Source organism: Halogeometricum rufum, from assembly GCF_900112175.1.
In the GTDB taxonomy this organism is placed as follows: Archaea; Halobacteriota; Halobacteria; order Halobacteriales; family Haloferacaceae; genus Halogeometricum; species Halogeometricum rufum.
This window is the reverse complement of the sequence record NZ_FOYT01000003.1, coordinates 172156-196875: the sequence shown is the minus strand read 5'-3', so window position 1 is coordinate 196875 and position 24720 is coordinate 172156. Positions and strand designations below refer to the sequence as shown.

Below are 24720 nucleotides of genomic sequence, written 5' to 3'. Positions count from 1 at the left end.
TCCGTCCCGTCGTCGGCTTCTCAGCGCACCGTTCTGTTCTCGCGTATCTCCTCGATTTCGGCGAACACGTCGGCCATCCACGCGTCGAGGTCGGCGTCGGCGACGCGTTCGCGGAGCGTCCGCATCCGACGGTGTCGCTCCGTCTCCTCCATCGTCACCGCCTCCTCGATGGCGTTGGCGAACTCCTGCGTGTCGTAGGGGTTGATGCTGACCGACTGGTCGCCGAGTTGCTCGTGCGCGCCGGTCTGGTTCGAGAGGACGAGGACGCCGTCGTCGTCGATTTGCGAGGCGACGAACTCCTTGGCGACGAGGTTCATCCCGTCGCGGAGGGCGCTGACGAGCATCACGTCGCTGTAGCGGTACAGGGCGTTGAGCGCGTCGCTCTCCAACCAGTCGTCGATGTAGACGACGGGCGTCCACTCGTCGGTGCCGAAGCGTTCGTTGATGCGCTCGACGGCCTCCTCGACGTTGGACTGGAGGTTCTGGTACTCGGGGATGAGCGACCGCGACTCGTCGGCCTTCTGGACGTACGTCAGTTCCCCCTGCCACTCGGGGCGGGTCCGCCAGAACTCCTCTAACGCCTTCAGTCGCTCGACGATGCCCTTCGTGTAGTCGAGTCTGTCGACGCCGAGTGCGACCATCGACTCCTCGGGGATGCCTCGGTCGCGCTTGAACGACCGCCACGACTCCTCGTCGGTGTCCGCGGCGGACTGGGCCACCGAGTTCGCGTCGATGCCGAGGGGGAACGCCGCGACGTGCGTCGTGTGGCCCTCGTACTGGACGCGGTTGTCGTCGTAGTCGACGAACGCGTCGTCGAACGCCTCGTCGACGCAGTCGAGGAAGTTGTAGCAGTACCGCTCGACGTGGAACCCGAGCAGGTCGTTCGCCAGCAACCCCTCGAGGATGTCGGCCGCCTGCGGGCAGGCGCGGAACGTGTCCCACCCGGGCCACGTGATGTGCCAGAAGTGGGCGAGGAGCGCGTCCGGAACCTGCTCGCGCACCTGCCGCGGCGCGAGGGCGAAGTGGTAGTCCTGAAACCAGACGATGGAGTCGTCGCCGATGGCGTCCACGACGGCGTCGGCGAACTTCCCGTTCACTTGCTGGTACCGCCGCCAGTGGCGGTTCGCGTACTCGGTCTGCCAGACGCCGCCGTGGCAGAGGGGCCACAGCACCCGGTTGCTGTACCCGTAGTAGTACGCCTGTACCTCGTCGTCAGAGAGCCAGATGCGCTTGAGCGCGTACGACTCTTCTTCGGGCGGCATCCGAACGGTGCCGTCGTCGCCGGTCACCTCCCGGTCGGCCTCGCCGTCGCCCCACGCGATCCACGTCCCGTGGGCGCGTTGCATCACCGGGTCGAGTCCGGCCGTGAGGCCGCCCGCGGGGCGGTCGACGACCACGTCGCCGTCGTCGTCGTACTCGTGGGAGTACGGCTGTCGGTTCGAGACCAACACGAGGTCGTTCTCGACCGCGGGGTCGGCCGCCGTCGTCGATTCGTCGTCGACGGGGGGCACTCCGTCGTCGGTGGTACTCTCTTCGTCGTCGTCTTCGTGTTCGTCGCTCGTCGTGGTCATCGTGGGTGAGTGCGGGAGGGTGGGACGCCGTGCGGCCTCATACGACCGTCACCGCGTTCGCCAGCGTTCCGATGGATTCGATGTCGATTTCGACGTGGTCGTCCTCGCGGAGCGTGAACTCCGTCGGCGGGACGATGGACGTGCCGGTCAGCAGGACGGCCAGTTCGGGAACCGCGTCGTGCCGCGTCAGCGACGACACCAGTTCCTCGCAGGTGCGTGCCATCAGCGAGGTGTTCGTCTCGCCCTCGAACGCCGTCTCGCCGTCCCGGCGGATGGTCATCCGCACGTCGAGTTCGTGCGGGTCACCGACCGTCTCCGGCGAGGCGACGCACGGACCGACGGCGCAGCACCGGTCGTACACCTTCGCCTGCGGGAGGTACAGCGGGTTCTGCCCCTCGATGTCGCGGCTGCTCATGTCGTTGCCGACGGTGTAGCCGACGATGTCGCCCTCGTAGAGGACGACGCCGAGTTCGGGTTCGGGGACGTCCCAGTCGGAGTCCGCGCGGATGCCGACTCGGTCGTCCGGGCCGACCGTTCGCGACGGCGTCGCCTTGAAGAACAGTTCGGGGCGCTCGTTCTCGAACACGTCCTGATAGAGGTCCGGTCGGTCGCTCTCGGTCTGTCTGGCGTCGTCGCTCGCCTCGTAGGTGACGCCCGCGGCCCACACTTCGTCGGGGACCAGGGGACGCGCGGTCGCCGTCTCGACGGACTCAGTCCCGACGACCGGCGCGTCGGAGACGATGCCCTCGGCGACGTCGTCCACGCCGCGGTTCGTCGCCGACGCGACCATCGCGAGGTCGCGGAACGACGACACCGCGGGACGCGCCGCCGTGAGGTCGTACCCCGACTCCCCGTCGCGGGCGACGAGACGCAGGTCGTTCGAGCCGGTCCGAACGTGAAAGTATCGCACGCCTCTCAGTTCTCGGCGTCGCCGCATATGTCTCACGGCGGTTCGAATCACGTTCGAGGACGGTCCCGAACGACGGCCACAAGAGGGGTAAGTCGAGGCTTCGAAGCCAGACGCGATGGTGGATACGTACCAGAACTACGTTGACGGCGAGTGGCGAGACTCCGAGACCGGCGAGACGTTCGAGGTGACGAATCCGGCGGACCAGTCCGACGTCGTCGGCGCCTTCCAGCGGTCGAGTTCGGCCGACGCCGCCGGGGCGATAGAGGCCGCCGCGGCCGTCGAAGACGAGTGGGCGGAGACGCCCGCCACGGCGCGCGGAACGTTCCTCCGCGAGACGGCCAAACGGATGGACGACCGCGCCGAGGAACTGACCGAGACGCTGGTCCGCGAGGAGGGGAAGACGAGGACCGAGGCCGCAGGCGAAGTCCAGCGAGCGGTCGACATCTTCTACTACTACGCCGAACGCGCGAAGGACTACGCGGGCGAACGGCAGGAGCCCTCGACGACCGACCAGAACCTCTACTACGTGCGCGAACCGATGGGCGTGGCCGGCCTCATCGTCCCGTGGAACTACCCCATCGCCATCCCGTCGTGGAAGATGGCCCCCGCGCTGGCGACGGGGAACACGCTCGTCGTCAAACCCTCGCAGGACGCGCCGAACGTCCTCCGAAAGGTGTTCGAGTGTCTCGACGCCGCGGCCGAGGAGACGGGCGTCCCGGACGGCGTCGTCAACTTCGTCGCCGGCGGCGGCGAGGAAGTCGGCGGGGAGATACTCGACCACGATGCGGTCGACACCGTGTCGTTCACCGGCAGCCGTCAGGTCGGCGAGATGATATACGAGCAGGCGACGGACTCGCACAAGCGCGTACAGACCGAACTGGGGAGCAAGAACCCCACCGTCGTCTCGGCGAGCGCAGACGTGGAGGAGGCGGCCGACGTCGTCGCCGCGGGCGCGTTCGGCGTCACCGGGCAGGCCTGCACCGCGACCGAACGCGTCGTCGTCCACGACTCGCTGTACGACGACTTCGTGGAGGCACTCGTCGAACGGGCCGAGAGCCTCGACGTCGGACCGGGACTGGACGACCCCGACATGGGTCCGCACGTCAGCGAGAGCGAACTGGAGAGCACGCTGGAGTACGTCGAAATCGGGCAGGACGAGGGCGCGACGCTCGAGTACGGCGGCGAACGACTCGAGGGCGACGACTACGACGACGGCTTCTTCGTCTCGCCGACCATCTTCACCGACGTCGAGTCGGACATGCGAATCATGCAGGAGGAGGTGTTCGGCCCCTTCGTCGGCGTCACCTCCTACAGCGACTTCGACGAGGCCGTCGAAATCGTCAACGACGTGGAGTTCGGCCTCGCGGCGGGTATCGTCACGCAGGACCACTCGGAGGCCAACCGCTTCGTCGACGAGGCGGACTTCGGCGTCGTCAAGGTGAACGAGGCGACGACGGGGCTGGAACTGCACGTCCCGTTCGGCGGGATGAACGCCTCCTCCTCGGAGACGTACCGAGAGCAGGGCGAGGAGGGGATGGACTTCTTCACCATCACGAAGACCGTCTACGACAACTACTGAACCCGCTCGCGGCGTCTTCGGACGCCGCTGCACCCGCTCGATAACACGGACGCCCCGGGTCGGTTTCGACCGACTCGCCGCGTTCGCTTTCCGAGGCGGTCGCAGACGCTCAGACGAGGACGTCTTCGACGGGCCGCCGGGGCGTCCGGGTCGCGTCTGGGTCGGCGTAGCCGAGGCGGAACAGGTGGACGGGTTCGGACTCGCCGAGGCCGAGCAGTTCCGAAAGCTCCGCGCGCAGCTCCTCGACCTCCAGAATCTGACTCATCGGATGCACCGCGAGTCCCTCGCTCGTCGCGGTCAGCGCCGCGCGCTCGAACGCCCGCCCGACTCTGAGACGCGACTCGACGGTGTCTTTGTCGGCAGTGAGGACGGCGACGACGGGTGCGCTGGTCACGAGTTTCGAGTTCTTCTTTCCCTCCCGCGCCCCCATATCGAGGTGCCTGACCGCGAGTTGGCCGACGCGCGCCGCGAGCCACCCCGCCCCGAGCGACCCGTCTCCGATCCAGCGCCCCAACTCCGCGCGGTAGCTCGGGTCGTCGAACTGTCGCTCGTCCGCTCGGGTCTGGAGCGCCGCTATTCGCTCTCTCCGTGCCGGGTCGGTGACGAGTTCGAGTCCGACGCCCACCGACGCCGCGTCCGCCTCGACCCGTTCCAGAAGCGATTCAGGGACGGACTCCGACCGGAACGGTCGGTGGTTCGTCCGACGGTCGGCGATGGCGTCGAACAGCGCGGCTGCCCGACCGGTCGCCGGGGTCGACTCCCGGTCGGTCGCAACGGCCGACTCCCGGTCGAGTCGAACCGTCGCGACGTGTCGTGCGGCATCGGGTCCGCTCTCCGGCCTGTCGTCGTCCGCCACGTACTCGACGGTGCAACCGACGCCGAACCGCTCGGCGGCGACCAGGAGATTTTCGAGCGCACAGCCGACGCTGACGTACAGTTCCCTGCCGTCCGGGTCGGCGACGGTGAGCTGTCTCGACTCGTCCGCGTACACCCGTATCTCGTCGTCTTCGACGCCGAACAGCCACGGCTGGGAGTTGTGACTCGACGGGGCGAGAACCGCGTATCGGAGGAGGAACTCCGCTCGCGTCTCGGCGTCGGCGTCTGCCGGGAACGCCGCCGCGTCCGGTTCCGGTCGTGATGCGTCGTCCATAGCCTCTCTCTCGGCAGTACGCTCGATGGCGGCATAACTGTCGCTCGCGCTCCTATCCGTTGCGAACGGTGGGTAGTTCTTTGCGGAGCGCCCGCATCACTCCGCTATGGCCCGCCGTTCGCTCCTCGACCGTCACCCGCTCGCCGTCTTCTCGGCGGTCACGTACGCGCTCTCGTGGACCTGCTGGCTCGTGTGGTCGGCCCTCCCCGGTCGCCCGACGCTCCGGACCGTCGCGTTCGTCCTCGGTGGGTTCGGCCCGTTCTTCGCCGCGACGCTCCTGACCGCACTCTCCGGCGAGAGCGTCCGGGCGTGGCTCGGACGGGTCTTCCGGTTCCGCGTCGCGCCCCGCTACTACGCCGTTGCGCTCGGACTGCCGGTAGTCGCCCTCGGACTGGCGGGACTGACGCACTGGGGCGTCCTCGGTGGGACGCTGACGCCCGAGTCGCTCCCGTCTCCGCTGGAGTACCCCATCATCCTCGCACTCGTACTCCTGTTCGGCGGTGGACAGGAGGAACCGGGCTGGCGTGGCTACCTGCTCCCTCGGTTGCAGGAGGAGCACAGTTCGCTCCGCGCGGCACTCGTCGTCGGCGTCGTCTGGGCCGCGTGGCACGCACCGCTGTTCGTCCTCCCCGGCGCGATTCAGAACGACATCGCCCCGTGGCTGTATCTCCCGCAGGTGGTGGCGATGTCCGTCGTCCTGACGTGGCTGACGAACGTGAGTCGGGGGAGCGTCCTGCCGGCGATGCTGCTCCACGCCGGCGGCAACGCAGTCGTCAACTTCTACCCCGTCGGCGGGGCGGCGGGCGCCGTCGCGACGACCGGGTACGCGTTGCTCGCGGCCGTCGTCGCAGTCGCCGCTATCGCGGTGACGGTCTGGAAGGGACCGAGTCTGGGGGCGACCACCCGCGAGACGCCGCGCGACCCGCCGGTCGCGGAGACGGGCGGCTGACACGCGAGTCGTTCCGCGCGGCCGTCCGGCGGGCGGGTCGCTCGTCTCGCCGGTCGCCTCAGATGGCGGTCCACCCGCCGTCCACGTACACGAGTTCGCCCGTGACGTAGGCGGCGTCCTCGCTGGCGAGAAAGAGCGTCGCTCCCGCACAGTCTTCGGGGTGACCCGCGCGTCCCAGCGGAATGGGCTTGATGAACCCGCCCTCCTCGTCGCCCGCGGCGTCCTGCGCCTGTTTACTCCAGCCCTCGGTGAACTCCGTGGCTATCTGACCGGGGGCGATGGCGTTGACCCGGATGTCGTGGTCGGAGAGTTCCAGCGCCGTCCCGCGCGTCACCATCTTTATCGCGCCCTTCGTCGCGTCGTACTGCACCTGGTCGTACTGGGCCACCTCCGAACTGATCGACGCCGTGTTGACGATACAACCGGGGTCGTCTCGGTCGACCATGTCCCGCGCGGCCGCCTGCGTGCCGAAGTAGTAGCCGCGGACGTTCGTCGCCATCAGTTCGTCGAAGTCCGCCTGTTCGACGTCGAGGAACGCCTCGCTGTGCTGCTGGGCGGCGTTGTTCACCATCACGTCGACGCCGCCGAACTCGCGGGCGGCCTCCACGACGGACTCCAGTTGGGCCGGGTCAGACACGTCCGTCTCGACGTACTCGGCGGTGCCGCCGTCCTCGCGAATCACCTCGTGGGTCGGCGTGTCCTCGCCCTCCATCTTCGGGTTCTCTTGGATGTCGGCGTTCACCACCGTCGCGCCCGCCTCGCCGAATCGGAGCGCGATGGCGCGACCGATACCGGCGCTCCCGCCGGTGACGATGACCGTCTCGTCGCCGAAGTCGAAACTCGCGGTTCCCATGGTCGGCCCTGCGACCGTCTGGCTGTTAAGTCTACTCGCCGTCACCCTCGTCGAGGACGCGGTTTCGAGTTCCTCCGTCGGAGCGAACCGGCCGGGGGTCCGAATACCGACGACGGAGGCGGTTCACCGAACCGATAGCGATAACGGACGTGCGTCTCGTGGTTCCGACGATGGAGCGAGTCGAACTCACGGTCCGCGGCGAACGCGCCAGCGAGACGCCGAGCGCACTGGCCGACGTGGCACGGGACCACCGCGAGGACTACGCGGGCGAGGACTTCGCCGTCATCGTCACCGAACGCCTCTACTATCGGACGCTCGACTCGGTGCAGGCGACGACGATCTTCGACCTGGTCGAGGAGACGACGTGCGAGGTAACCGTCGTCGTCGGCGGTGGGAAGGGCGGACTCGCGCGCAGTGACGTGGGGGCCGAAGCGGACGAAGCCCGGAAGATACGGCGTGAGATAGAGTCGCTCTGCGAGACGCTCGACCTCCGCGTCGAAGAGCGGTGAGACCCCCGCTCGGACTGCGTCAGAACCGAGACGCGTTCACTCGCCCTCGCGGAGGTCCTTCGGCCGGACGACGCCCGGTTTCCCCACGTCGATACGGTCGCCGACGCGGACGACTTCCAGCGTTCGGGGGTACTCGTAGGACGCGAGATGTTCGTGCAGGGACTTCGGGTCGTGGCCGACGCCGCGCCAGAGGTCCCAGTGAGTGGGGAGCAGGCGGTCCAGTTCGAGGGCGTTCGCCGCCTCGGCTATCTGCTCGCCGTCGTTGTACCACTCCGTCGGATACGTCTCGCCGCCGTCCTCGGTGTGGACGATGTTGCCGACCGTCCCGTAGGCGAACACGCCCACGTCCAGGTCGAACTCGTTGCCGATTGCCTCGAACGTCTCGGCCGGTCTGGAGTCGCCGGCCGCGAAGAACGTCTCGTCGCCGTGTTCGACGACGAACGTCACGGGTTCCTCCGCGTCGGGGTCGTTCGCGCCGCGGACGTGGACGTCCACGTCGCCGAACGAGAGTTCGTCGCCGGCCGCGACGACGTTCTTCTGTCCCTCGGGGACGCGCAAGTCACCGTCGTACGCGGGGTTCTCGTACGACGCCTCCGGCGCGTACACGTCGGCGTCGAGTTCCTCGACGAGTGGGCCGTACGACGGCGGGTGCACGTGGTCGATGTGCTCGTGGGTGACGAGGACGGCGTCGCACAACGCCGCCGCACTCGGGTCCATCGGCACCGGGACCATCCGAATCGTCCGCGGCGGCGACCCGTCGCCGAAGTACGGGTCGAGGTACAGCGTCGTCTCCGCGGTGCGGAAGACGAACCCGTTGCCGCCGAGGTACCAGACGGACAGGCCGTCGGGTTCGGACGCCTCTATCTCCTCGGTGACGAACCAGTCGCTCCACGTCGAGTGAACCATGTCGTTGCTTCCTTCGATAGCATCCGTGAAAAAAGAACTCGCCGTTCACGCGGGTCCGGGTCGGCCGTCGCTACTCGTACGTCCGGCCGCCCTCGGCGTGGTCTTCGATGAACTCCCAGTCGTAGTCGACGCCCAGTCCCGGGCCGTCGGGGACGGGGACGGTTCCGTCGTCGTCGATGGAGTCCAGTTCGTCGGCGTAGTCGCCCTCGTAGACCGGTGGTTCGGTGTTGCCGCAGTCGGGGTGGACGAGGGCCATCTCGTAGTAGTTGGCGTTCCGCATGGCCGCGATGCAGTGTCGCTGGGCGGGACCGGGCGAGTGAACCTCCACGTCGAGTCCGTGCCCCTCGGCGACGTGGGCTATCTTCATCGCGCCCGTGATGCCCGCGTCGTACTCGGGGTCCGCGCGGACGAAGTCCGTCGCGTCGTTGTCGATGAAGTCCGTGTGCGATTCGAGTCCGCGGACGTGTTCGGTCTGCAGGAGGGGGGTCCGTATCTTCTCGCAGAGCTTTCGGTGGGCGTGCTGGGAGATGCCCCCGTCGCGGTAGGGGTCCTCGTACCAGAAGTAGTTCTGTTCGTCGCAGGCGCGCCCCACGCGGAGGGCGTCGGCGAACGTCTCGTACTCGCAGGCCGGGTCTATCATGAGGTCCATCTCGTCGCCGACGCGTTCGCCGACGGCGTGGACCGTCTCGACCTCCCGTCCGACGTTCCGCCTGTCGTCGCTGCCGCCCCAGCCGTGAATCTTGAAGCCGCCGTAGCCCATCTCCAGACACTCCTCGGCGAAGTCGGCGTACGCCTCGGGGGAGTCGAGGCCCCCCTCGTCGTCGGCGTGGTAGGTGGAGGCGTACGCGGGCAGACGCTCCCGGTACGTCCCGAGGAGTTCGTGGATGGGCGCGTCGTAGTACTCGCCCGCGAGGTCCCACAGGGCGATGTCGAGGGGGCCGATGCCCATCCGGTCGTACTTCCGGAGGGCGCGCTTGATCTCGCTCCAGTGCCGTTCGCGGCGAAGCGGGTTCGCCCCGACGAGGTGGTCGGCCACCTCGTGTATCTGCGCGAACGCGGGGGAGTTGCCCCCGACGAACTCGCCCGTCACGCCCTCGTCGGTGAGCACCTCGATGGCGAACAACCGCCGTTCGGTCGTCGCTCCCGGGTCGTAGGCGAGGTTGTACCCGCCGTCCGTGCCGACGTCCGTGAGCGGATAGCTGAACTCCGTCGTCTCGATGCGCGTAATCTCCGGTGCCATGCGTCGTCGTTCGCCGTCTCCCCGGAAAGTTCGGTCGGCCGGCGTCGCACGATACGGCGGCGTCCTCTCCCCGTCGCCACCGCGCTTAAGCCACTTCCATTCGTTCACCCGATGACTGTAACAATGACGCGAGTCGTCGTCCTCGGCTCGGGATACGCCGGGTGTGCGGCCGTTCGGAGTCTCGAAGACGAACTGGACGAGGACGCGGACCTCACGTGGGTCTCCGAGGACCCCTACCACCTGGTCCTCCACGAGGTCCACCGCTGCATCCGCGACCCCTCGGTCCGCGACCACGTGACCGTCGACGTCGACGAGATAGCCGACGAGGAGACGGAGTTCGTGCAGGGACGCGTCACCGACGTCGACGTGGACGACCGGACCGTCCGACTCGAAGACGAGTCGGACCTCGACTACGACTACTGCGTCGTCTGCCTCGGGAGTCAGACCGTCTTCTACGGCATCGACGGACTGGAGGACCACGCTCACACCGTCGAGAGCCTCGGCGACGCTCTGAGCATCCACGAGTCGATAAAAGCCGCCGCCACCGACGCCTCGCGAACCGACTCCGCTCGGGTCGTCGTCGGCGGCGCGGGCCTGACGGGTATCCAGACGGCGGGCGAAGTCGCCGCCCTCCGCGACTGGACGGACTCGCACGTGGAGGTGCACCTCGTCGAACAGAGCGACGAGATTTTCCCCGGGCACGACCACGAGTTCCAGGGCGCCATCCAGAACGAACTGGAGCGTCACGACGTGGAGATAGACACCGGGAGGGCCATCTCCGAAGTCGACGAGGACGCCATCCAGTTCGACGGCGGCGACAGCCTCGACTACGACGTCCTCGTCTGGGCGGGCGGCGTCACCGGTCAGGACTCGATGTCCGAGGTGGACGTCGAGACGGACCACAACCGCGCGTACGCGGACTCGACGTTCAAGACGAGCGACGACCGGGTGTTCGCCATCGGTGACGCGGCACTCGTCGACCAGGACGCCGACGGCGGCCCACCCTCCGAACACGACCTGTGGGAGCAGGTGGTCCACCCGGACGCGGACTCCTCGCCGCCGCCGACGGCGGAGGCGGCCATGGAGGAAGGAAAGCACGTCGGGCAGAACGTCGCGCGGACCATCGCCGGCGAGGAACCGGTCCACTGGTCGTACATCAACAAGGGAACGCTCGTCTCCGTCGGCGACGACGCCGTCGCTCACGGCGTCGTCGGGTCGCCCGTGAACACGTTCAGCGGTCGGCCCGCGGAGGTGCTGAAGAAGGCTATCTCCGCCCGGTGGCTGGTGAAAGTCGCGGGCGTCGAACGCGCGGCGGCGGCCTGGGACTCGATGTGACCGCGGTGTAAACTCCACCCCCGACTCGGCCGTAAGGCACCTAACCAAGGCGGCCGACCGTTTCGGATACGAAACCTATGGACGGGCGACACCCGCCGAGTGACAAAGACGCTATCTGTAGCGCGCCGGACGAGAACGGCGGCTACGTGCTATCCACGGTGAACCAGTACCCCTCGCACGCCGCCGGCGAGGACTGGCACGGCGCCGTCGTCGAGGACACCTCCGCGTTCCGCGCGGACGTCGAACAGTTCGGCGACTTCCACACCCTCCTGTGGGACGCGGACAGAGAGCAGACGCTGGACGTGCGCAACGACGCCGTCGAGAGCGACGTGACGTACGAGTCGCCGCGCGTCCCGGAGGTGCACGTCGAGAACGAGTTCGAGTTCGCCGACGGCACGGCGGCGACACTCCGGCAGGACCTCCTCGTCAGCGCCGACGAACCCGCACTCCTGCTGCGGAACCGCGCCGAGTTCGGCGCGGCGGGCGAGCGAACGCTGTTCTCCGTCCTCAACTCCTCCATCACCGCGGCGGAGGAAGCCGACGACGGCGACGAGGCGCACGTCGCCACCGTCGCGGGAGACGACGGCGAGTACGAGTGCCTCGTCTCGCACGACGGGGAGCGCTACTTCGCCGTCGGGCTCTACCGGCCCGAGACCGGTCAGCGCGTCTTCGACGGCCGCCGAATCGGTCGCCTCGGTGAGACCGAGGGCGACGACAAGAGCGCGTGGCACGACATCTACGGCGAGAACGACGGCTACATCGACTCGAACGAGGAACTGTCGGGCCACGTCGACCTCGGGTTCGGCCTCCACGTCGGCGACGCCGACGAGGCGACCTGGCTCACCGCCGTCGGCTTCGGTCGCACCGAGGACGACGCCCTCGACGCCGTCGCCACCGCCCTCGACAGCGGGTACGAGGCCGAACGCGACGCGTTCGCCGACGCGTGGGAGGCGTGGCACGAGGGCGTCGCCGACGGACCGACGGACGACGAGACGGTGAACGCGATGTACGAGCGGTCGCTGACGAGCATGAAGTGCGCGCAGGACCCCTGCGGCGCGATGATTGCGGGCGCCTTCGAACCGAACGACCAGGGCTACCGGTTCGTGTGGCCGCGCGACCAGGTATTCCTCGTCTCGGCGTTGCTCGCCGGCGACGCCGTCGACGAGGCCCGAACGGCGCTCGAATGGCTGGACGACAAGCAGATAACCGACGACGTGTCGGACGACCGGGACATCCCCCGCGAGGGGACGTGGTGGCAGAACTACCGGACAGACGGGAAACCCCACTGGACGGCGCTCCAACTCGACCAGGTGGGCGGCCCCGTCTACGCCCACTGGTTGCTCTGGCAGCACACGGGCGACGACGTGCTCGACGCCCACTACGAGATGAGTCGCGCCGCCGCGGAGTTCCTCCTGGAGTACGACAACGGGAACGGGTTCCCCGGCAAGTCGCAGGACCCGTGGGAGGAGGTGTGGGGCCACTCCACGGAGGGGAGCGCCGCCGCCATCGCCGGCCTGCGGGCGATGGCCGAGATGGCCGAGGCGCGCGGCGACGACGCGTTCGCCGAAGACTGTCGCGAACGGGCCGCCGTCTGGGCCGACTGTTTCGACGACTACTGCTTCCGCGAGGACGCCTACCTCGGCGACCACTACGTCACGGCCGACAGCCCGGACCGGGACGACGAGGTGGCGCCCGACCACCGGCCCGACGCGGCCGCGTTCATGGCGACGTGGCCGTGGAACGTCGTCGCCGCCGACAGCGACGAGATGCGTTCGACCGTCGAACTCGCGACCGACGGTGCGTGGTGCGCCTCGGAGACGGCGTGCGTCGGCCGCTACCCGGAAGACGACTTCACGCCCACGGGCGAACCCGAGGACGGCGGGTGGCCCCTCTGCGAGGCGGCCGCGGACGTGGTCCGCTGGCTCGACGGCGACGAGGACGCTCTCCGGGAGTACGTCTTCGAGGACGCCCCGTCGTGGACGACGGCGGCCGGGCTGCTCTCCGAACAGATAACCGGCGACGGGGGGGTCTACTGGAACGCGAACCTCCAGTGGAGTCAGGCGATGTACGTCCTCCTGACCGAGACGCACGTCCGCGAGGAGGCGGTGGCGATGGCGCCCGAGTGAGGCTTGGACCTTCGAGCGAACCGCTCAGACGGACTCGTCGTCCTCGTCCAGCCTGTTCCCGATTCCGCGGTCGCTGTACCGCTCGCGACCGACCGCGTCTGACCCGACTGTCGTGACCACCGCTCGCCGGACTTCGCCCGCGGACGCGAACGACTCGTCGGCGTCGTAGGGCGACAGCGTCTCCGCGAACGTCGTCTCGCCGCCGGGGAGCCGTAGCGTCCGCTCTCCGTACTCGCTCACGAGTTCCGCTTTCGTCGCCCGGTACTCGTGGGACTCCAGTTTCTCGCTCAATTCGCCGAATTCGATGCCCAGTTCGCGGCTCCGGCGCTGTTCTGCGTCGGTCATTCGGTCTGTGGTTCGGTATCGACTCACAAATGCTCTGTGGCCCTTCGAGACCGACGAAATTCGTCGTCTACGCTCGATTCGGCCCCGCTGAGGTGAACGTTCCCCGACGCCGTCTGTCCGTGCGCTCGGCCCAATGATTATTGGACGTGGCGAGACCAGCGTCGGACGTACTCATGAGTTCCCGAGACTATGCCAGCGACGCCCTCGTCACCGCCGACTGGGTCGAAGACCACCTCGAACAGTTCGGGAGCGACGACCCGGACTACCGCCTCGTCGAGGCCGACATCGACTACGAGGAGTCGTACGGGGAGTCGCATATCCCGAACGCCGTGGGGTTCCGCTGGGGGCAGCACCTCCAGGATTCGGTCCAGCGCGACATCCTCCACAAGGAGGACTTCGCGGAGATGATGGGCGAGGCCGGCATCACCGAGGACTCGACCGTCGTCCTGTACGGCGACGAGTCCAACCAGTGGGCCGCTTACACCTACTGGCAGTTCAAGTACTACGGCCACGACGACGTTCGACTGCTCGACGGGGGCCGCCCGTACTGGATGGAGAACGACTACCCGACGAGCACCGAGGAGCCCGACTTTCCCGAACGGGAGTACGACGCCAGCGGCCCGTTCGACGGCCTCCGAATCTACCGCGAGGGCGTCGACGACGCGCTCGAACTGGACGTTCCCCTCGTGGACGTTCGAAGCGGCGAGGAGTACCGCGGCGAGAAGATAGCGCCCGAGGGCAGCCCCGAAACCGCCCAGCGTGCCGGTCACATCCCCGGCGCGGAGAACGTCACGTGGAGCGAGAACCTCGCCGACGACGGCCGCTTCAAGGGGCGCGATGAACTGGAGGAGATGTACGCCGAGTACGGCATCGAGGGCGACAGCCAAGTCGTCACCTACTGCCGAATCGGCGAGCGCTCGTCCATCACGTGGTTCACGCTGCACGAACTGCTCGGCTGGGACGACGTGCGGAACTACGACGGGTCGTGGACCGAGTGGGGCAACCTCATTCGCTCGCCCATCGAAGTCGAGATTGACGACCCCGCGTCCCGTGCGAACAAGGGCTGAACCGCCCGTCGTCCGCTGAGTCGCCCGCCGCCCGGGAGACCGCCCGCCATCTGACTTTTCCGTTCGCTGTGTGAACGCCCCTGCGATGAGCGAGTCAGCGTTCGACCGTCGGGCCGTCGCGAAGTCTCTCGTCGGGTTTCTCGTCGCCGCGGCACTGCTGTACGCGTTCGGCTACGTCCTCGGGTGGCAGTCGATCCTCTCTGCGCTGGCCTCGGCCGACCCGACGCCAGTCGTCCTCGCCTGCGCGAGTTCGCTCGTCGCGCTCTCGCTCTGGGCGAAAGGCTGGGAGACGGTGCTCGCATCGCTGAACGTCGACGTGCCGTATCGGGACCTCGTCCCGACGTACTTCGCCGCGACGTTCGCCGACTACGTCACGCCGTTCGGGAAGGCCGGTGGCGGCCCGTTCGTAGCGGCGGTGCTGTCGGCGGACCACGACGCGAGCTACGAGGAGTCGCTCGCGAGCGTCGTGACCACCGACGCGCTGAACCTCCTGCCGTTCTTCTCGTTCGCCGGCGTCGGCGTAGTCGTGCTCGGACTCACCGGGAGCGTCCCGAGGAACGTCCGCGCGCTGGTGTACGGACTCGGCGTGATGGCACTGTGTCTCCCGCTCGTCGGATACGGCGTCTGGCGGGCCCGCGGGGCGGCGACGCGGTGGCTCAGTCGGATACTGGACCCGATAGCCTCCCGCGTCCGGTTCGTGGACAGCGAGAGCATCGAACAACGCGCCGCGCAGTTCTTCTCGTTGCTCGGTGACCTCGGCGCACGCCGGTCGTGGGTGGCCGAGACGCTCGCGTTCGCCTACGTCGGATGGGTGTTTTTCGCACTCCCGTTGTGGCTGGCCGCGTGGGCCGTCGGCGTCTCGCTCCCGCTCCAGTTGGTCGCGTTCGTCGTCCCCGCGAGCGCGATGGCGAGTCTGGTGCCGACGCCGGGCGGTCTGGGCGGCGTCGAAGCCGCCGTCACGGGCCTGCTCGTCGCACTCGCGGGCGTCGATACGGCGACGGCCGCCGCGATAGCGCTCCTCTACCGCGTCGCGAGCTTCTGGTTCGTCCTCCCGGTCGGCGGGAGCGCGACGCTGTGGCTCACGTATCGCGGTTGAATCGCGTCGGTCCACCCAGTCGAGAGAACGTCCTCACGCCGCGGCGCGTTACGACGCCGGTTCGTCGCGGTCCGCGTCCTCGTCCATCGGGTCCTCGAGTTCGCCCGTGATGGTCTCGAACGCGTCGGTGGCGGTTATCAGCCCGACCGTCCGACCCTCCTCGACGACGAGAGCTATCTCTTGCTCGGCCGCCTGAAACTCGTCGATGAGGTCGGCGACGGGGACGTCCGGAGCGACGGTCATCGGCTCCGAGGCGATGTCGGCGAACGCCGTCTCGCCCCGTTCGATGGCGTCCATCGCCTGCACGAGCGCGGGGAGGTAGATGGTCCCGACCACGTCGTCGACGCTCTCGCCGACGAGCGGAAAGCGCGTGTGGGAGTTCGACCGCACCGTCTCGAGGTTCTCTTCGGTCGAGCGTTCCGTCGAGACGGAGACGATGTCGTCGCGGTCGACCATGATGTCCGAAGTCCGAACCCGGTCGATGGCGACGGCGTTGAGAACCTCGTCTCTGCGGTCCTCGGGCATGTCCAACTGCGCCAGCGCGTCGCCCATGTCGCTGAGGAGTTCCCCTCGCGACGGCGTCTCCTCGCCCTCCACCTCCTCTTCGGCCCAGGAGCGGGTGATGCTGACGCCGAACAGAGAGAGGATGGCCTTCGCCAGCCAGTCGGCGAAGCGGATGACCGGGGAGAATATCCGCGTCCACCAGTAGAGGATGGGAGCCCCGTACTTCGCCACCTGCTTGGACCGCTCGATTCCGAGGTACGTCGGCGCTTGCTCGCCGACGGTCAAGTGGAGGATGTTGATGAACGCCAACGCGGTTATCGCGGACAGCGCCGCGTGTCCGCCCTCACCACCCGACCCGAGAACGCCCTGGAGGCCGAGACTCCGTATCACCGGGTCCAGAACCGCGGCGAGGGCTGGTTCGGCGACGACGCCCAGCCCGACGCTACAGATGGTGATGCCGAGCTGACAGCCGGAGAGGAATATCTCCAGCCGTTCGGTCATGCTCCACGCGCGTTCGAGTCCCCGGGACCCCTGGAACTGGTCCTCGGTGAACTGACGGACGCGGGTCATCGCGAACTCGATAGTGACGAAGTAGGCGTTGCCGAGTAGGAGCACGACTCCGGCGAACAGCCGACCGAGCGTTGCGATTTCAACCATGTGTCGGTTTCCACGAACGACGACGCGTCACTAAACCCTGTTCTTTCGGCCGCCCGGTCCGTCGTCGCCGACATCGTCTCCGCAGTTGCATCGAAAGAGTCCTCGAGACGAGGATACTCCGTCGCGACCTGTATCCGCTTCGGCCGATGCGTCGTCGGACGCGGCCGATGGACTCGCGCGTCAGTCGCTCGCTCCCGACGGCCCCGCGTCGTCGCCGACTGCCACCGCCTCCGAGGCGGCGGGTGCGGAAGAAGACTCACTCGCGCCCCCGTCGAGTGACTCGCCCCCCCTGCCGACGTCGAACTGCGTCACGAGTTCTCGGAGCGACTGTGCCGATTCGGAGACGGTCTGGACGTTCTGGGTGACCTCGTTGATGGAGGCGGTCTGTTCTTCCGTCGCGGCCGATACCGTGCTGGCCTCCGAGGCCGTCTCCTCGCTCACGCTGGAGACGTCGTCCACCATCGACACGACTTCCTCCGTCGACCGCGCCTGGTCCTCCGTCGACTCGGATATCTCCCGGACGCCGTGTTCGGCTTCCTCGCTCGCCTCCGCGATGTCGTCGAACATCTCGATGGCGTCCTCGATGGTCTCGGCACCGCTCTCGACGCGTTCTCGCATCGACTGGATGTCCTCGACCGTTTCGTCGGTGTCGTCCCGTATCTCGTCGATGAGGTCCTCGACCTGTTCGGTCGCCTCCTCGGCCTCGTTCGCCAGTCCCTGTATCTCGTTGGCGACGACGGCGAAGCCCTGCCCGACCTCGCCGGCGCGGGCGGCCTCGATAGACGCGTTGAGCGCCAGCAGGTCGGTCTGCTCGGTGATGTCGGTGATGAGCTGGACGATGTCGTTTATCTCGTCGATGCGGTCGCTGAGCGCTTCGACCTGCGAGACGGCGGTGGCCGTCTCGCTCTCGATGGCCGAAATCTCCCGCGTCGCGTCCGCGGCGTGCTCTCTCCCGCGGTCCGCCAGTGAGACGGCTTCGTTCGCCGTCTCGACCACGCCGTCGGCCGACGCGGCCACCTCCTCGATGGTCGCCGAGAGGTCGTTCATCTCGCCCGCTGCGACCTGCAGTTGCTCGGTCTGCTGTTCGGCGCCGTGCGCTATCTCCTCGACCGACTGGGCGGTGGCCTGACTCGCCGCCTCTATCTCCTCGGCGCTCACGACCGTCTCGCTGCTCACCTCCGCGAACCGGTCGGCGACGTCGTTGACCTCCACGAGGCTCTGCCGTATCTTCTCGATTCCGTCGTCGAGGTCGGACATGATGGCCCCGAACTCGCCGGGCAGGTCGGTTCTGACCGTCTGGTTCAGGTCGCCGTCGCCGAGGTTCTGGCTGACGGTCCGCAGTTCCGTCACTTGCCGTCTGAGGTTCGACTGCATCTCGTCGAACGCCTCGACGAGTTCGCCGATTTCGTCGTCGGGCGCTTCGATGTCGACGTCGCCGTCGAACCGCCCCCGAGCGAGTGCCGTCGCGTGGTCTCGAAGCTGTTCGATTGGTTCCGAGAAGTACCGCGCCGCGGCGTATCCCAGCCCGATGACCGCCACGGCGGCACCGCCGATCAGGAGCAGGAAGAACGTCAGCGCCGACGACGTGCGGTCGCTCAGTTCGCGACCGAGTGCGTCGCTCGCCCCCGTCACGTCCTCTTCGGGGACCGTCGCGAGCAACGCGAACTGTTCGGTCCCGAACTCCAGTGGGGCGTACCCGACGTAGTATCGGTCGCCGCCCCCCTCGGTGCCTCGCGCGTACGTGCTGAGTCCGCGTTCACCCGCGAGAATTCGGTTCTCGGCCACGCTGGCGAGGCCACCCGCGTGTGACTCGTCGGTTATCCGTGCTCCGGACTCGACGACGGACGCGTTGGGGTGGCTCAGTATCCGTCCCTCGCCGTTCACGATGCTCAGATGTCCGGTTTCGCCGACAGTCACCCCGTTCGTCATCGCCGAGAGGATGCCGTAATCGAACCTGAGCGCGACGGTTCCCGAGAACTCGCCGTCCTGATACACCGGCGTCGAGAGGTAGACGACTCGTTCGCCGTCAACGGTTCGCACGTCGCCGACGTGTACCTCGCCCTCGGCCATCGACTCGCCGCCCGCGAACCAGTCGGTGTCGGCGTAGGAGACGCGTTCGACGGACTCCGTGACGACGCCGTCGTCCGTCCGCACCGCCCGCACGACGCCCTGTCCGTCCTCGTCGGTCAGGATTATCTCGTCGTACGCCGGCCGCTCCTCCCCCCGAACCGACACCGACCGGGTGTTCAGGTAGCTCTCGAAGGAGGCGTTGATTCGGTCCTTGGCACTCTCGCTCGCGGTGGTCTGGAGTTCGTAGTAGTAGACGCTCGGCGCGAGGACCCAGTCGAAGTCCTCGTGGTAGGCGTACGCGACGAACTTCTTCTCCACCGGGTTGCCCGCCTGTGTGGTGTCCTCCCACTCGTACTCGGCGATACCCCACCTCGTGCCGTTCCGAATCGCCTGCTCCTCGTCGATGGTCGTCGCCACCTCGTCGAACACCGTCAGGGAGGCGTTGTCCACGAGGTTGAATCCGTCTTCGAGGTTGTGGTGGACGACGATGTTCGAGTCGCGGTCGGTGATGTAGGCGTACCCCGTGTCACCGATGTACCCCGGTTGGAACATCTTGGACGCGGTGCCGTCCGAACGCGTCCCGTCTCCGGCCTTGCCGGCGACGATTCGCTCCACCTCGTCTTCGACTCGACGCTGCTCCGCCGGCGAGAGTTCCTCCCAGGACCGCCCGCCGTACTTCTCCCGCAGAACGGTCTCTTTCGTGCTCTCGACGGTCGTCCGCATCTGAAGCGCCATGTGACCGAGTTGCGTCCGACTCTGTCGCTGCACGAGTTCCCACTCGCCCGCCCTCGCGGCCTGATAGTTCTGCACCGGCGAGGAGTCGGCCAGCGACCGCGCGTCGACGCGGCGGACGTCCAAAACGTTCTGTATCTGCTCCTGTCTCGCGACGACGGTGTTGTTCAGTTCACCCGTCACCTGCGCCTCCATGTGTCTGGCACTCTGATCCTGTGCGTAGTTCCCAATACTATTCATTTCTTGTATCCCCGCTCCCCCGACGACGGAGACGGGAACCAACGAGATGACGAGGCACAGCGCGATGAGCTTCGTTCGAATGTTCATCGCTGACGACACCTTCGACTGATATTCGCCATCGCAGACCGCCGCTCTGGTCTTCCCTCCGACTCCGTCGATATTCGGCCGTCGCCCTCACGCTTCGACCGTATGTGTAACATTAGTCCAAGAGTGAGATATATTCTATATAGAATCTTCGTTCAAAATATCACGAGAGATACTCGGACGACTATCCGATGGAGTGGTCGACACGTTCGGGGGTCACGACGTCGGCCGGTGGGGACTACCGGTCGTCGCTCAGGAGGCCGATCAGTCGGTCGCGGTTCAGGTACCCCAGCACCGACGCGACGACGATGAGGGCCGCGAGACCGAGTGCGGGACCGATTCGATTCGTCCCGAGGAGGCCGCCGACGACGTTCGTGAGGAAGAACGCCGGCGTCCGGCCGACGATGGCGAGTGCGACCAGTTGCCACAGCGGGATGCGGGTGAGGCCACCGGCGAAGCAGAGCACGTCGTCCGGCAGGCCGGGAACGAGGAAGAACACGAACAGCGCCAGACGGGCGTGGTCGTCGTCGATAGCGTCGAAGCGGGCGAGCGCGTCCTCGTGTACTATCCCTTCGACGTACGCTCGACCGAACCGCCGCGAGAGCCAGAAGGCGACGGTGCTACCGATGGTGATGCCGACGACGTTGTAGAGCGTCCCCCACCAGGCGCCGAACAGGTAGCCGGCCACGAGCGCCAGAATCTGCCCCGGAACCGGCGCCGCGACGACCTGCAGAGCCTGGAGGGAGACGAGGACGACCGGAGCCCAGACGCCGTAGCCTCGGATGAACGCGCGCAGTTCGTCCGCGTCCGTCAGGAACACGAGGTGCCGGCGCGCCAGGACCGCGACGACGGCGAGGGCGAGGACGGCGAGGACGAGGTGCAGGAGGAATCGCCGTCGCTTTCGGCGCGACGCGAACACCTGTATCGAGTCGACCCGTGTCCACAACCGCCGGAAGAACCCGTCCGTTGCCACTGTGCGTCTCCCGACGCGCGCCTGGTACTTATGCTGCCGTGACGACCCGATTCTCGGAATCTGGGAAACGTTTCGGCTCTATATGATATTCCGCATCGTAGACAGAGACGAGATGAGTCACAGTCAACCCACCCGTTCCGTCGGCATCGACCCCATCAAAACCGCCCTCGGCGTCTTCGTCGTCCTCGGCGTCGTGTTGACGGCAATCGCCGGCTACGCGATTCTCCAGTCCGTCGGTGGGCTGGCGACCATGTCGGCCGAACTGGGGATGACGCTCGTCTTCGGCATCCTCCTCGTCGTCACCGCGGCCGCCGTCCACCGCGCCACCCCCGCCCGGTAATCGTTCGCTCGTTCGCCCGTTCGTCCGACCGTCGCTTCTCCAGTTCTCCGCCGTCACCTCCGCTCCGAGACACTCGGCCGTCACGGCGGACCTGTCGCCACGCTCGGGCGCTCACACGGGACTGACTGTCGGCCGGCGCGACTCGTGAATCGCTCGACGACATCCTCGATACGCCTCGTCAACTGATAGACACGGGCCAGTATCGTCGTTCGAAGGCGGTTCGAGACGGAATTCCGTCGCCTGTTTACGGAACAGAGGCTCCCGTGGCGTATCTTCTGTGTCGGTGTGCAACACGTATTTCGAGAGACGTATCCGAGCAAACGACGGACGGAACACTCTCAGCGAAGCGTGTACCACAGCGCGCCGACGGTGACGACGAACAGCGCCGTCGAGAGGTCGTAGGCGAACGGCCCGTTCGCCGCGCCCGCGACCGCGGTCGACACGCCGCCGCCGACCCCCGCGACGGCACCCGCGACGACGGGGCCGACGCAACTCACGCACGTCGCCAGTCCGAGTGCGCCGGAGAGCGCGCCCGCCGTCGCGCGCACGAGACTGCCGTAGACGAGGACGGCCAGACAGCCGTACCCGATGGCCTCGAACGGGACGAGCGCCAGACTCACCGGGCCGCCGACGAGGAGGACCGGCCCCCACCCGGGGACGGCCCAGAGCAGACGGACCGAGAACGGGTCGCCCGTGCCGGGTCCGACGAGGCCGGTGGTCCACGCGAGGACGGCGAAGTAGACGGCGGCGACGACGGCGGCGACGAGCGTCCGCCGGTCGGTCGGCCGGGGGACGTCCACCGCGTCGACGGCGAGGACGCCGAGGTTCACCCACACGAGCGGGTACGAGACGTAGCGAACCGACAGCACCGTCGTCTCCGACACCAGCAGGTACCCGACGACGAGCAGCGTCTCGACGGCGACGAGACTCGCGAGGAGGCGGAGCGTCCGCGTCGGGCCGCGAGCGAGCGCGGTCGGTCGTGTCGTCGTCTCGGTCATGTGCGTGGACGGAGGCGTTCGGTCGTCGGCGCTACCGCGGCGAGGCGGAGTCGGCGTCGTCGGCCGGTTCGGTCTCGCCGAGCAGGTAGACGACGAGCAGGACGCCGAGCAACAGGAGTTCGAACCCGGCGACGGCGACGAGCGGGAGGTCGTAGCCGAAGAACCCGGCCACCGTCCGCATCTCGATGGCGACCGGAACGGTGAACGCCGCGAGTACCATGAGCAGTGCGGGCGAGAGCCGGCGCATCAGCCCATCACCCCCGCGATGATCCGCACGAGTCCGTCCAGCGTGACGGTGGCCGGGAAGCCGCCGCTACTGCCGAACAGGCCGGCGTCGCCGATGATGCTCGCGAGCGGAAGCGTGTACGCGAGGACGACGAGCACGATGGCGATACCCGTCCACAGCGCGAGGTTGTCGAGGACCACCGGCGACCCGCTCGGACCCGACAGCGGTTCGGGCAGGTAGTCGTCGACGGGCGTCTCGGTGCGGTCGTCCGCCCACGTCGCGGCGACGTTGAACAGGAACAGGACGACGCTGAGGAACAGCAGCGTCCCGCCGAGCGCTATCTGCATTCGAATCTCGCCGATACTCCCGACGGCGGTGACGAAGTCGAAGTTCGTGTACTGCGGCTCTGCGGTCCGCCGGGGGATGCCCAGCAGTCCGCCGCGGTGCATCGCGTTGGACATGAACACCATGCCGACGAACCACATCACGACCTGCAGGAGGCCGATGGGTCGGCTGTAGACCTTCTTGCCCGTTATCTGTGGGAGCAGCCAGTACGTTCCCGCCATCATGGTGAGGGCGACGGCGGTGCCGACGGTCATGTGGAAGTGACCGGGTACCCACAGCGTGTTGTGGACGAGGTAGTTGATGTTCATCCCGGCGTTCACCATGCCGGAGAAGCCGCCGGCGGCGAACATCAGCCCCGCGAGCGCCATCCCGGTGAACGCCGGGTCGCGCCACGGGAGTGCGCCGAGCCAGCCGAGGTAGCCCTCGCCGCCGCGTTGCCGCGCGCCGTGTTCCATGCTGGCGACGACGGTGAACGCGGTCAACAGCGACGGCAGCAGGAGGAACATCGTGTTCGTCATCGCGATGAACTTGAAGCCCTCCGCGATGCCGGGGTCGAGGTACTGGTGGTGGATGCCCACCGGCGTCGACAGCAGGAGGAACAGCACGAACACCACGCGTGCGAGCGGGTCGCTGAACAGTCGGCCGCCCGCGAGTTTCGGCAGGACGGTGTACCACAGCAGGTACGCCGGCATCAGCCAGAAGTAGACGATGGGGTGCCCGAAGTACCAGAACAGCGTCCTGGTGAGGAGCGGGTTCACAGAGTCGACCAGCCCCATCGACCACGGGATGAGGAAGACGACGACGCTCACGGCGACGCCGAGCGTCGCGATGTACCACATTATCATCGTCGTCAGCACCATGAACGTCTGGAGCGGAATCCGCTCGCCGGGGTTCTCGCCGCGCCACTCGCGGTAGGCGAGGAACCAGTCGGCGCCCGCCATCCACGTCCCCACGATGAACATCGCCAGTCCGATGTAGAACACCGGGTGCGCCTGCAACGGCGCGTAGAACGTGTAGAGCACGTCCGCGCTCATCGGGATGCTGGGGAACAGACCGGAGAGGATGGCGACGGCGACGAGCGTCGCGCCCGTCGTCATCAGCCCGAACCACGCCCACGTCAGGCGGATGTCCGGGGCCGGTCTGTCCAGGCTCTTGGTGACGGCCCACGTGAACAGGCCGACGAGGAAGAAGATGGTGAACACGATGGCCAACAGCACGCCGTGGCCCGTCAGCAACGTGTAGTAGTCCACCGAACTGAAGATGCGGAGGACGTTCGTGCGGTGCAGCGCCTGTATCAGGCCGAAGAACGCACCGATACCTAACGCGACGAACGCGACCGCCAGCGACGCCTGTACGATTTTCGACTCCTCGGGGTAGTCATCGACGAACGTAGACATTCAGTTCACCTCCATGCTCTCGTTCCACTCGTCCTGCGGGACCACGACTATCTTCCCCTCCATGGCGTGGTGCGCCGACCCGCAGTACTCGTTACACAGCAGGCCGTACTCGCCCGCCTCGTTGAACTCGACGGTCATCGTCGCCACCTGACCGGGGATGGCCATCGTGTTCGCGTTCGTGCCGACGATTTCGTAGCCGTGGATGACGTCGCGCGACGTGACGTGGAACGTCACCTCCGAGTTCGCCGGTACCCGAACGGGCTCTTCCGTCCCCGGGACGAAGGCGAACTGCTGGGCGACGACGTAGACGTCGTAGTCGCCGTCCTCTGACGCGTACGTTCCCGGTTCGCCGAACTTCGGATGCTGGTCGAGCGAGTCGGGGTCGACCTGTCCCCCGTCGTTATCGATCATCTCGACGCCGGCCCCGACCGCCCCGTACGAGACGGTGGCGATGAAGCCGACGATGAGCAGTAGTGCGCCCGCAAGCCAGAGTTTCTCGTATTTGTGTATCTCCATCG

22 protein-coding genes are annotated in these 24720 nt (G+C 67.4%); 8 read left to right on the top strand and 14 right to left on the bottom strand.

Features of this window, described 5'->3' with window-relative positions:
• Window positions 1-20: 20 nt before the first annotated feature.
• Both BM310_RS16065 and BM310_RS16060 read right to left on the bottom strand, forming a co-directional pair.
• Window positions 21-1571 carry an alpha,alpha-trehalose-phosphate synthase (UDP-forming) gene (locus BM310_RS16065; protein ID WP_089809613.1) on the bottom strand — a complete coding sequence of 517 codons (1551 nt, stop codon included), beginning with the start codon at window positions 1569-1571 and terminating at the stop codon, window positions 21-23.
• Window positions 1572-1608: 37 nt separating this feature from the next.
• On the bottom strand, window positions 1609-2481 hold the full coding sequence (locus tag BM310_RS16060; RefSeq protein ID WP_089809927.1) for a fumarylacetoacetate hydrolase family protein: 873 nt from the start codon (window positions 2479-2481) through the stop codon (window positions 1609-1611).
• Between the two features lie 115 nt (window positions 2482-2596).
• Here BM310_RS16060 and xacF point away from each other — a divergent pair, with 115 nt between their 5' ends.
• Complete coding sequence (gene xacF, locus BM310_RS16055) at window positions 2597-4060, top strand: 2,5-dioxovalerate dehydrogenase (RefSeq protein ID WP_089809611.1); 1464 nt, start codon at window positions 2597-2599, stop codon at window positions 4058-4060.
• 109 nt (window positions 4061-4169) lie between these two features.
• On the opposite strand, the gene BM310_RS16050 is transcribed toward xacF, so the two are convergent.
• Window positions 4170-5210, bottom strand: a complete 1041-nt coding sequence (locus tag BM310_RS16050; protein ID WP_089809609.1) for an Acg family FMN-binding oxidoreductase — start codon at window positions 5208-5210, stop codon at window positions 4170-4172.
• 106 nt (window positions 5211-5316) lie between these two features.
• On the opposite strand from BM310_RS16050, the gene BM310_RS16045 reads away from it, so the two are divergent.
• On the top strand, window positions 5317-6159 hold the full coding sequence (locus tag BM310_RS16045) for a CPBP family intramembrane glutamic endopeptidase (protein WP_089809607.1): 843 nt from the start codon (window positions 5317-5319) through the stop codon (window positions 6157-6159).
• Between the two features lie 58 nt (window positions 6160-6217).
• Here BM310_RS16045 and BM310_RS16040 read toward each other — a convergent pair whose 3' ends face one another.
• The gene (locus BM310_RS16040; protein WP_089809605.1) at window positions 6218-7012 is read right to left on the bottom strand and encodes an SDR family NAD(P)-dependent oxidoreductase; all 795 of its coding nucleotides are present in this window, start codon (window positions 7010-7012) and stop codon (window positions 6218-6220) included.
• Between the two features lie 170 nt (window positions 7013-7182).
• On the opposite strand from BM310_RS16040, the gene BM310_RS16035 reads away from it, so the two are divergent.
• Window positions 7183-7521, top strand: coding sequence for a hypothetical protein (locus BM310_RS16035; protein ID WP_089809603.1), 339 nt, complete (start codon window positions 7183-7185; stop codon window positions 7519-7521).
• Between the two features lie 36 nt (window positions 7522-7557).
• Here the strand turns inward: BM310_RS16035 and BM310_RS16030 are convergent, their stop codons facing one another.
• Complete coding sequence (locus BM310_RS16030; RefSeq protein WP_089809601.1) at window positions 7558-8427, bottom strand: MBL fold metallo-hydrolase; 870 nt, start codon at window positions 8425-8427, stop codon at window positions 7558-7560.
• 70 nt (window positions 8428-8497) lie between these two features.
• A complete protein-coding gene (locus BM310_RS16025; RefSeq protein ID WP_089809599.1) occupies window positions 8498-9667 on the bottom strand; it encodes an enolase C-terminal domain-like protein in 1170 nt (389 codons plus the stop codon).
• Window positions 9668-9790: 123 nt separating this feature from the next.
• On the opposite strand from BM310_RS16025, the gene BM310_RS16020 reads away from it, so the two are divergent.
• Complete coding sequence (locus BM310_RS16020) at window positions 9791-11002, top strand: NAD(P)/FAD-dependent oxidoreductase (RefSeq protein ID WP_218156458.1); 1212 nt, start codon at window positions 9791-9793, stop codon at window positions 11000-11002.
• Window positions 11003-11079: 77 nt separating this feature from the next.
• The gene (locus BM310_RS16015; protein ID WP_089809595.1) at window positions 11080-13128 is read left to right on the top strand and encodes a glycoside hydrolase family 15 protein; all 2049 of its coding nucleotides are present in this window, start codon (window positions 11080-11082) and stop codon (window positions 13126-13128) included.
• Window positions 13129-13152: 24 nt separating this feature from the next.
• On the opposite strand, the gene BM310_RS16010 is transcribed toward BM310_RS16015, so the two are convergent.
• Window positions 13153-13473, bottom strand: a complete 321-nt coding sequence (locus BM310_RS16010) for a DUF5789 family protein (protein ID WP_089809593.1) — start codon at window positions 13471-13473, stop codon at window positions 13153-13155.
• 173 nt (window positions 13474-13646) lie between these two features.
• On the opposite strand from BM310_RS16010, the gene BM310_RS16005 reads away from it, so the two are divergent.
• Window positions 13647-14540, top strand: coding sequence for a sulfurtransferase (locus BM310_RS16005; RefSeq protein ID WP_089809591.1), 894 nt, complete (start codon window positions 13647-13649; stop codon window positions 14538-14540).
• A gap of 85 nt (window positions 14541-14625) precedes the next feature.
• Window positions 14626-15636 carry a lysylphosphatidylglycerol synthase transmembrane domain-containing protein gene (locus tag BM310_RS16000; protein ID WP_089809589.1) on the top strand — a complete coding sequence of 337 codons (1011 nt, stop codon included), beginning with the start codon at window positions 14626-14628 and terminating at the stop codon, window positions 15634-15636.
• 48 nt (window positions 15637-15684) lie between these two features.
• Here the strand turns inward: BM310_RS16000 and BM310_RS15995 are convergent, their stop codons facing one another.
• From BM310_RS15995 to BM310_RS15985, 3 genes are all read right to left on the bottom strand, one after another.
• The gene (locus BM310_RS15995; RefSeq protein ID WP_089809587.1) at window positions 15685-16797 is read right to left on the bottom strand and encodes a CNNM domain-containing protein; all 1113 of its coding nucleotides are present in this window, start codon (window positions 16795-16797) and stop codon (window positions 15685-15687) included.
• A 180-nt stretch (window positions 16798-16977) separates the two neighbouring features.
• Entirely contained in the window at window positions 16978-19926 is a 2949-nt protein-coding gene (locus tag BM310_RS15990; RefSeq protein WP_089809585.1) for a methyl-accepting chemotaxis protein, read from the bottom strand.
• Between the two features lie 235 nt (window positions 19927-20161).
• Window positions 20162-20896 (bottom strand): TVP38/TMEM64 family protein, encoded by a 735-nt coding sequence (locus BM310_RS15985; protein WP_089809583.1) that lies wholly within the window; start codon window positions 20894-20896, stop codon window positions 20162-20164.
• Between the two features lie 112 nt (window positions 20897-21008).
• Between BM310_RS15985 and BM310_RS15980 the strand changes: the two genes are divergently transcribed.
• The gene (locus tag BM310_RS15980) at window positions 21009-21236 is read left to right on the top strand and encodes a hypothetical protein (RefSeq protein WP_089809925.1); all 228 of its coding nucleotides are present in this window, start codon (window positions 21009-21011) and stop codon (window positions 21234-21236) included.
• A gap of 338 nt (window positions 21237-21574) precedes the next feature.
• Here the strand turns inward: BM310_RS15980 and BM310_RS15975 are convergent, their stop codons facing one another.
• The 4 genes from BM310_RS15975 to BM310_RS15960 are packed head-to-tail and all read right to left on the bottom strand — an operon-like array spanning window position 21575 to window position 24718.
• Window positions 21575-22234, bottom strand: coding sequence for a DUF7546 family protein (locus BM310_RS15975; protein ID WP_089809581.1), 660 nt, complete (start codon window positions 22232-22234; stop codon window positions 21575-21577).
• 31 nt (window positions 22235-22265) lie between these two features.
• Window positions 22266-22481: a CbaC protein gene (locus tag BM310_RS15970; RefSeq protein ID WP_089809579.1), complete on the bottom strand. Its 216-nt coding sequence runs from the start codon at window positions 22479-22481 to the stop codon at window positions 22266-22268.
• Entirely contained in the window at window positions 22481-24202 is a 1722-nt protein-coding gene (locus BM310_RS15965) for a b(o/a)3-type cytochrome-c oxidase subunit 1 (protein WP_089809577.1), read from the bottom strand. Before BM310_RS15965 ends, BM310_RS15970 begins: the two co-directional genes overlap by 1 nt.
• Window positions 24203-24718: a cytochrome c oxidase subunit II gene (locus BM310_RS15960; RefSeq protein WP_089809575.1), complete on the bottom strand. Its 516-nt coding sequence runs from the start codon at window positions 24716-24718 to the stop codon at window positions 24203-24205. It abuts the gene before it with no gap.
• Window positions 24719-24720 lie beyond the last annotated feature (2 nt).

Excerpts from the sequence above, each read along its gene's own strand:
- BM310_RS15980 (WP_089809925.1), top strand. The coding sequence starts at position 21,009 with ATGAGTCACAGTCAACCCACCCGTTCCGTCGGCATCGACCCCATCAAA.
- BM310_RS15990 (WP_089809585.1), bottom strand. The coding sequence starts at position 19,926 with ATGAACATTCGAACGAAGCTCATCGCGCTGTGCCTCGTCATCTCGTTG.
- BM310_RS15970 (WP_089809579.1), bottom strand. The coding sequence starts at position 22,481 with ATGCGCCGGCTCTCGCCCGCACTGCTCATGGTACTCGCGGCGTTCACC.
- BM310_RS15960 (WP_089809575.1), bottom strand. The coding sequence starts at position 24,718 with ATGGAGATACACAAATACGAGAAACTCTGGCTTGCGGGCGCACTACTG.
- BM310_RS16015 (WP_089809595.1), top strand. The coding sequence starts at position 11,080 with ATGGACGGGCGACACCCGCCGAGTGACAAAGACGCTATCTGTAGCGCG.
- BM310_RS16065 (WP_089809613.1), bottom strand. The coding sequence starts at position 1,571 with ATGACCACGACGAGCGACGAACACGAAGACGACGACGAAGAGAGTACC.
- BM310_RS16000 (WP_089809589.1), top strand. The coding sequence starts at position 14,626 with ATGAGCGAGTCAGCGTTCGACCGTCGGGCCGTCGCGAAGTCTCTCGTC.
- BM310_RS16030 (WP_089809601.1), bottom strand. The coding sequence starts at position 8,427 with ATGGTTCACTCGACGTGGAGCGACTGGTTCGTCACCGAGGAGATAGAG.
- BM310_RS15965 (WP_089809577.1), bottom strand. The coding sequence starts at position 24,202 with ATGTCTACGTTCGTCGATGACTACCCCGAGGAGTCGAAAATCGTACAG.
- xacF (WP_089809611.1), top strand. The coding sequence starts at position 2,597 with ATGGTGGATACGTACCAGAACTACGTTGACGGCGAGTGGCGAGACTCC.
- BM310_RS16010 (WP_089809593.1), bottom strand. The coding sequence starts at position 13,473 with ATGACCGACGCAGAACAGCGCCGGAGCCGCGAACTGGGCATCGAATTC.
- BM310_RS15975 (WP_089809581.1), bottom strand. The coding sequence starts at position 22,234 with ATGACCGAGACGACGACACGACCGACCGCGCTCGCTCGCGGCCCGACG.
- BM310_RS15995 (WP_089809587.1), bottom strand. The coding sequence starts at position 16,797 with ATGGTTGAAATCGCAACGCTCGGTCGGCTGTTCGCCGGAGTCGTGCTC.
- BM310_RS16005 (WP_089809591.1), top strand. The coding sequence starts at position 13,647 with ATGAGTTCCCGAGACTATGCCAGCGACGCCCTCGTCACCGCCGACTGG.
- BM310_RS16050 (WP_089809609.1), bottom strand. The coding sequence starts at position 5,210 with ATGGACGACGCATCACGACCGGAACCGGACGCGGCGGCGTTCCCGGCA.
- BM310_RS16040 (WP_089809605.1), bottom strand. The coding sequence starts at position 7,012 with ATGGGAACCGCGAGTTTCGACTTCGGCGACGAGACGGTCATCGTCACC.
- BM310_RS16020 (WP_218156458.1), top strand. The coding sequence starts at position 9,791 with ATGACGCGAGTCGTCGTCCTCGGCTCGGGATACGCCGGGTGTGCGGCC.
- BM310_RS16025 (WP_089809599.1), bottom strand. The coding sequence starts at position 9,667 with ATGGCACCGGAGATTACGCGCATCGAGACGACGGAGTTCAGCTATCCG.
- BM310_RS16035 (WP_089809603.1), top strand. The coding sequence starts at position 7,183 with ATGGAGCGAGTCGAACTCACGGTCCGCGGCGAACGCGCCAGCGAGACG.
- BM310_RS16045 (WP_089809607.1), top strand. The coding sequence starts at position 5,317 with ATGGCCCGCCGTTCGCTCCTCGACCGTCACCCGCTCGCCGTCTTCTCG.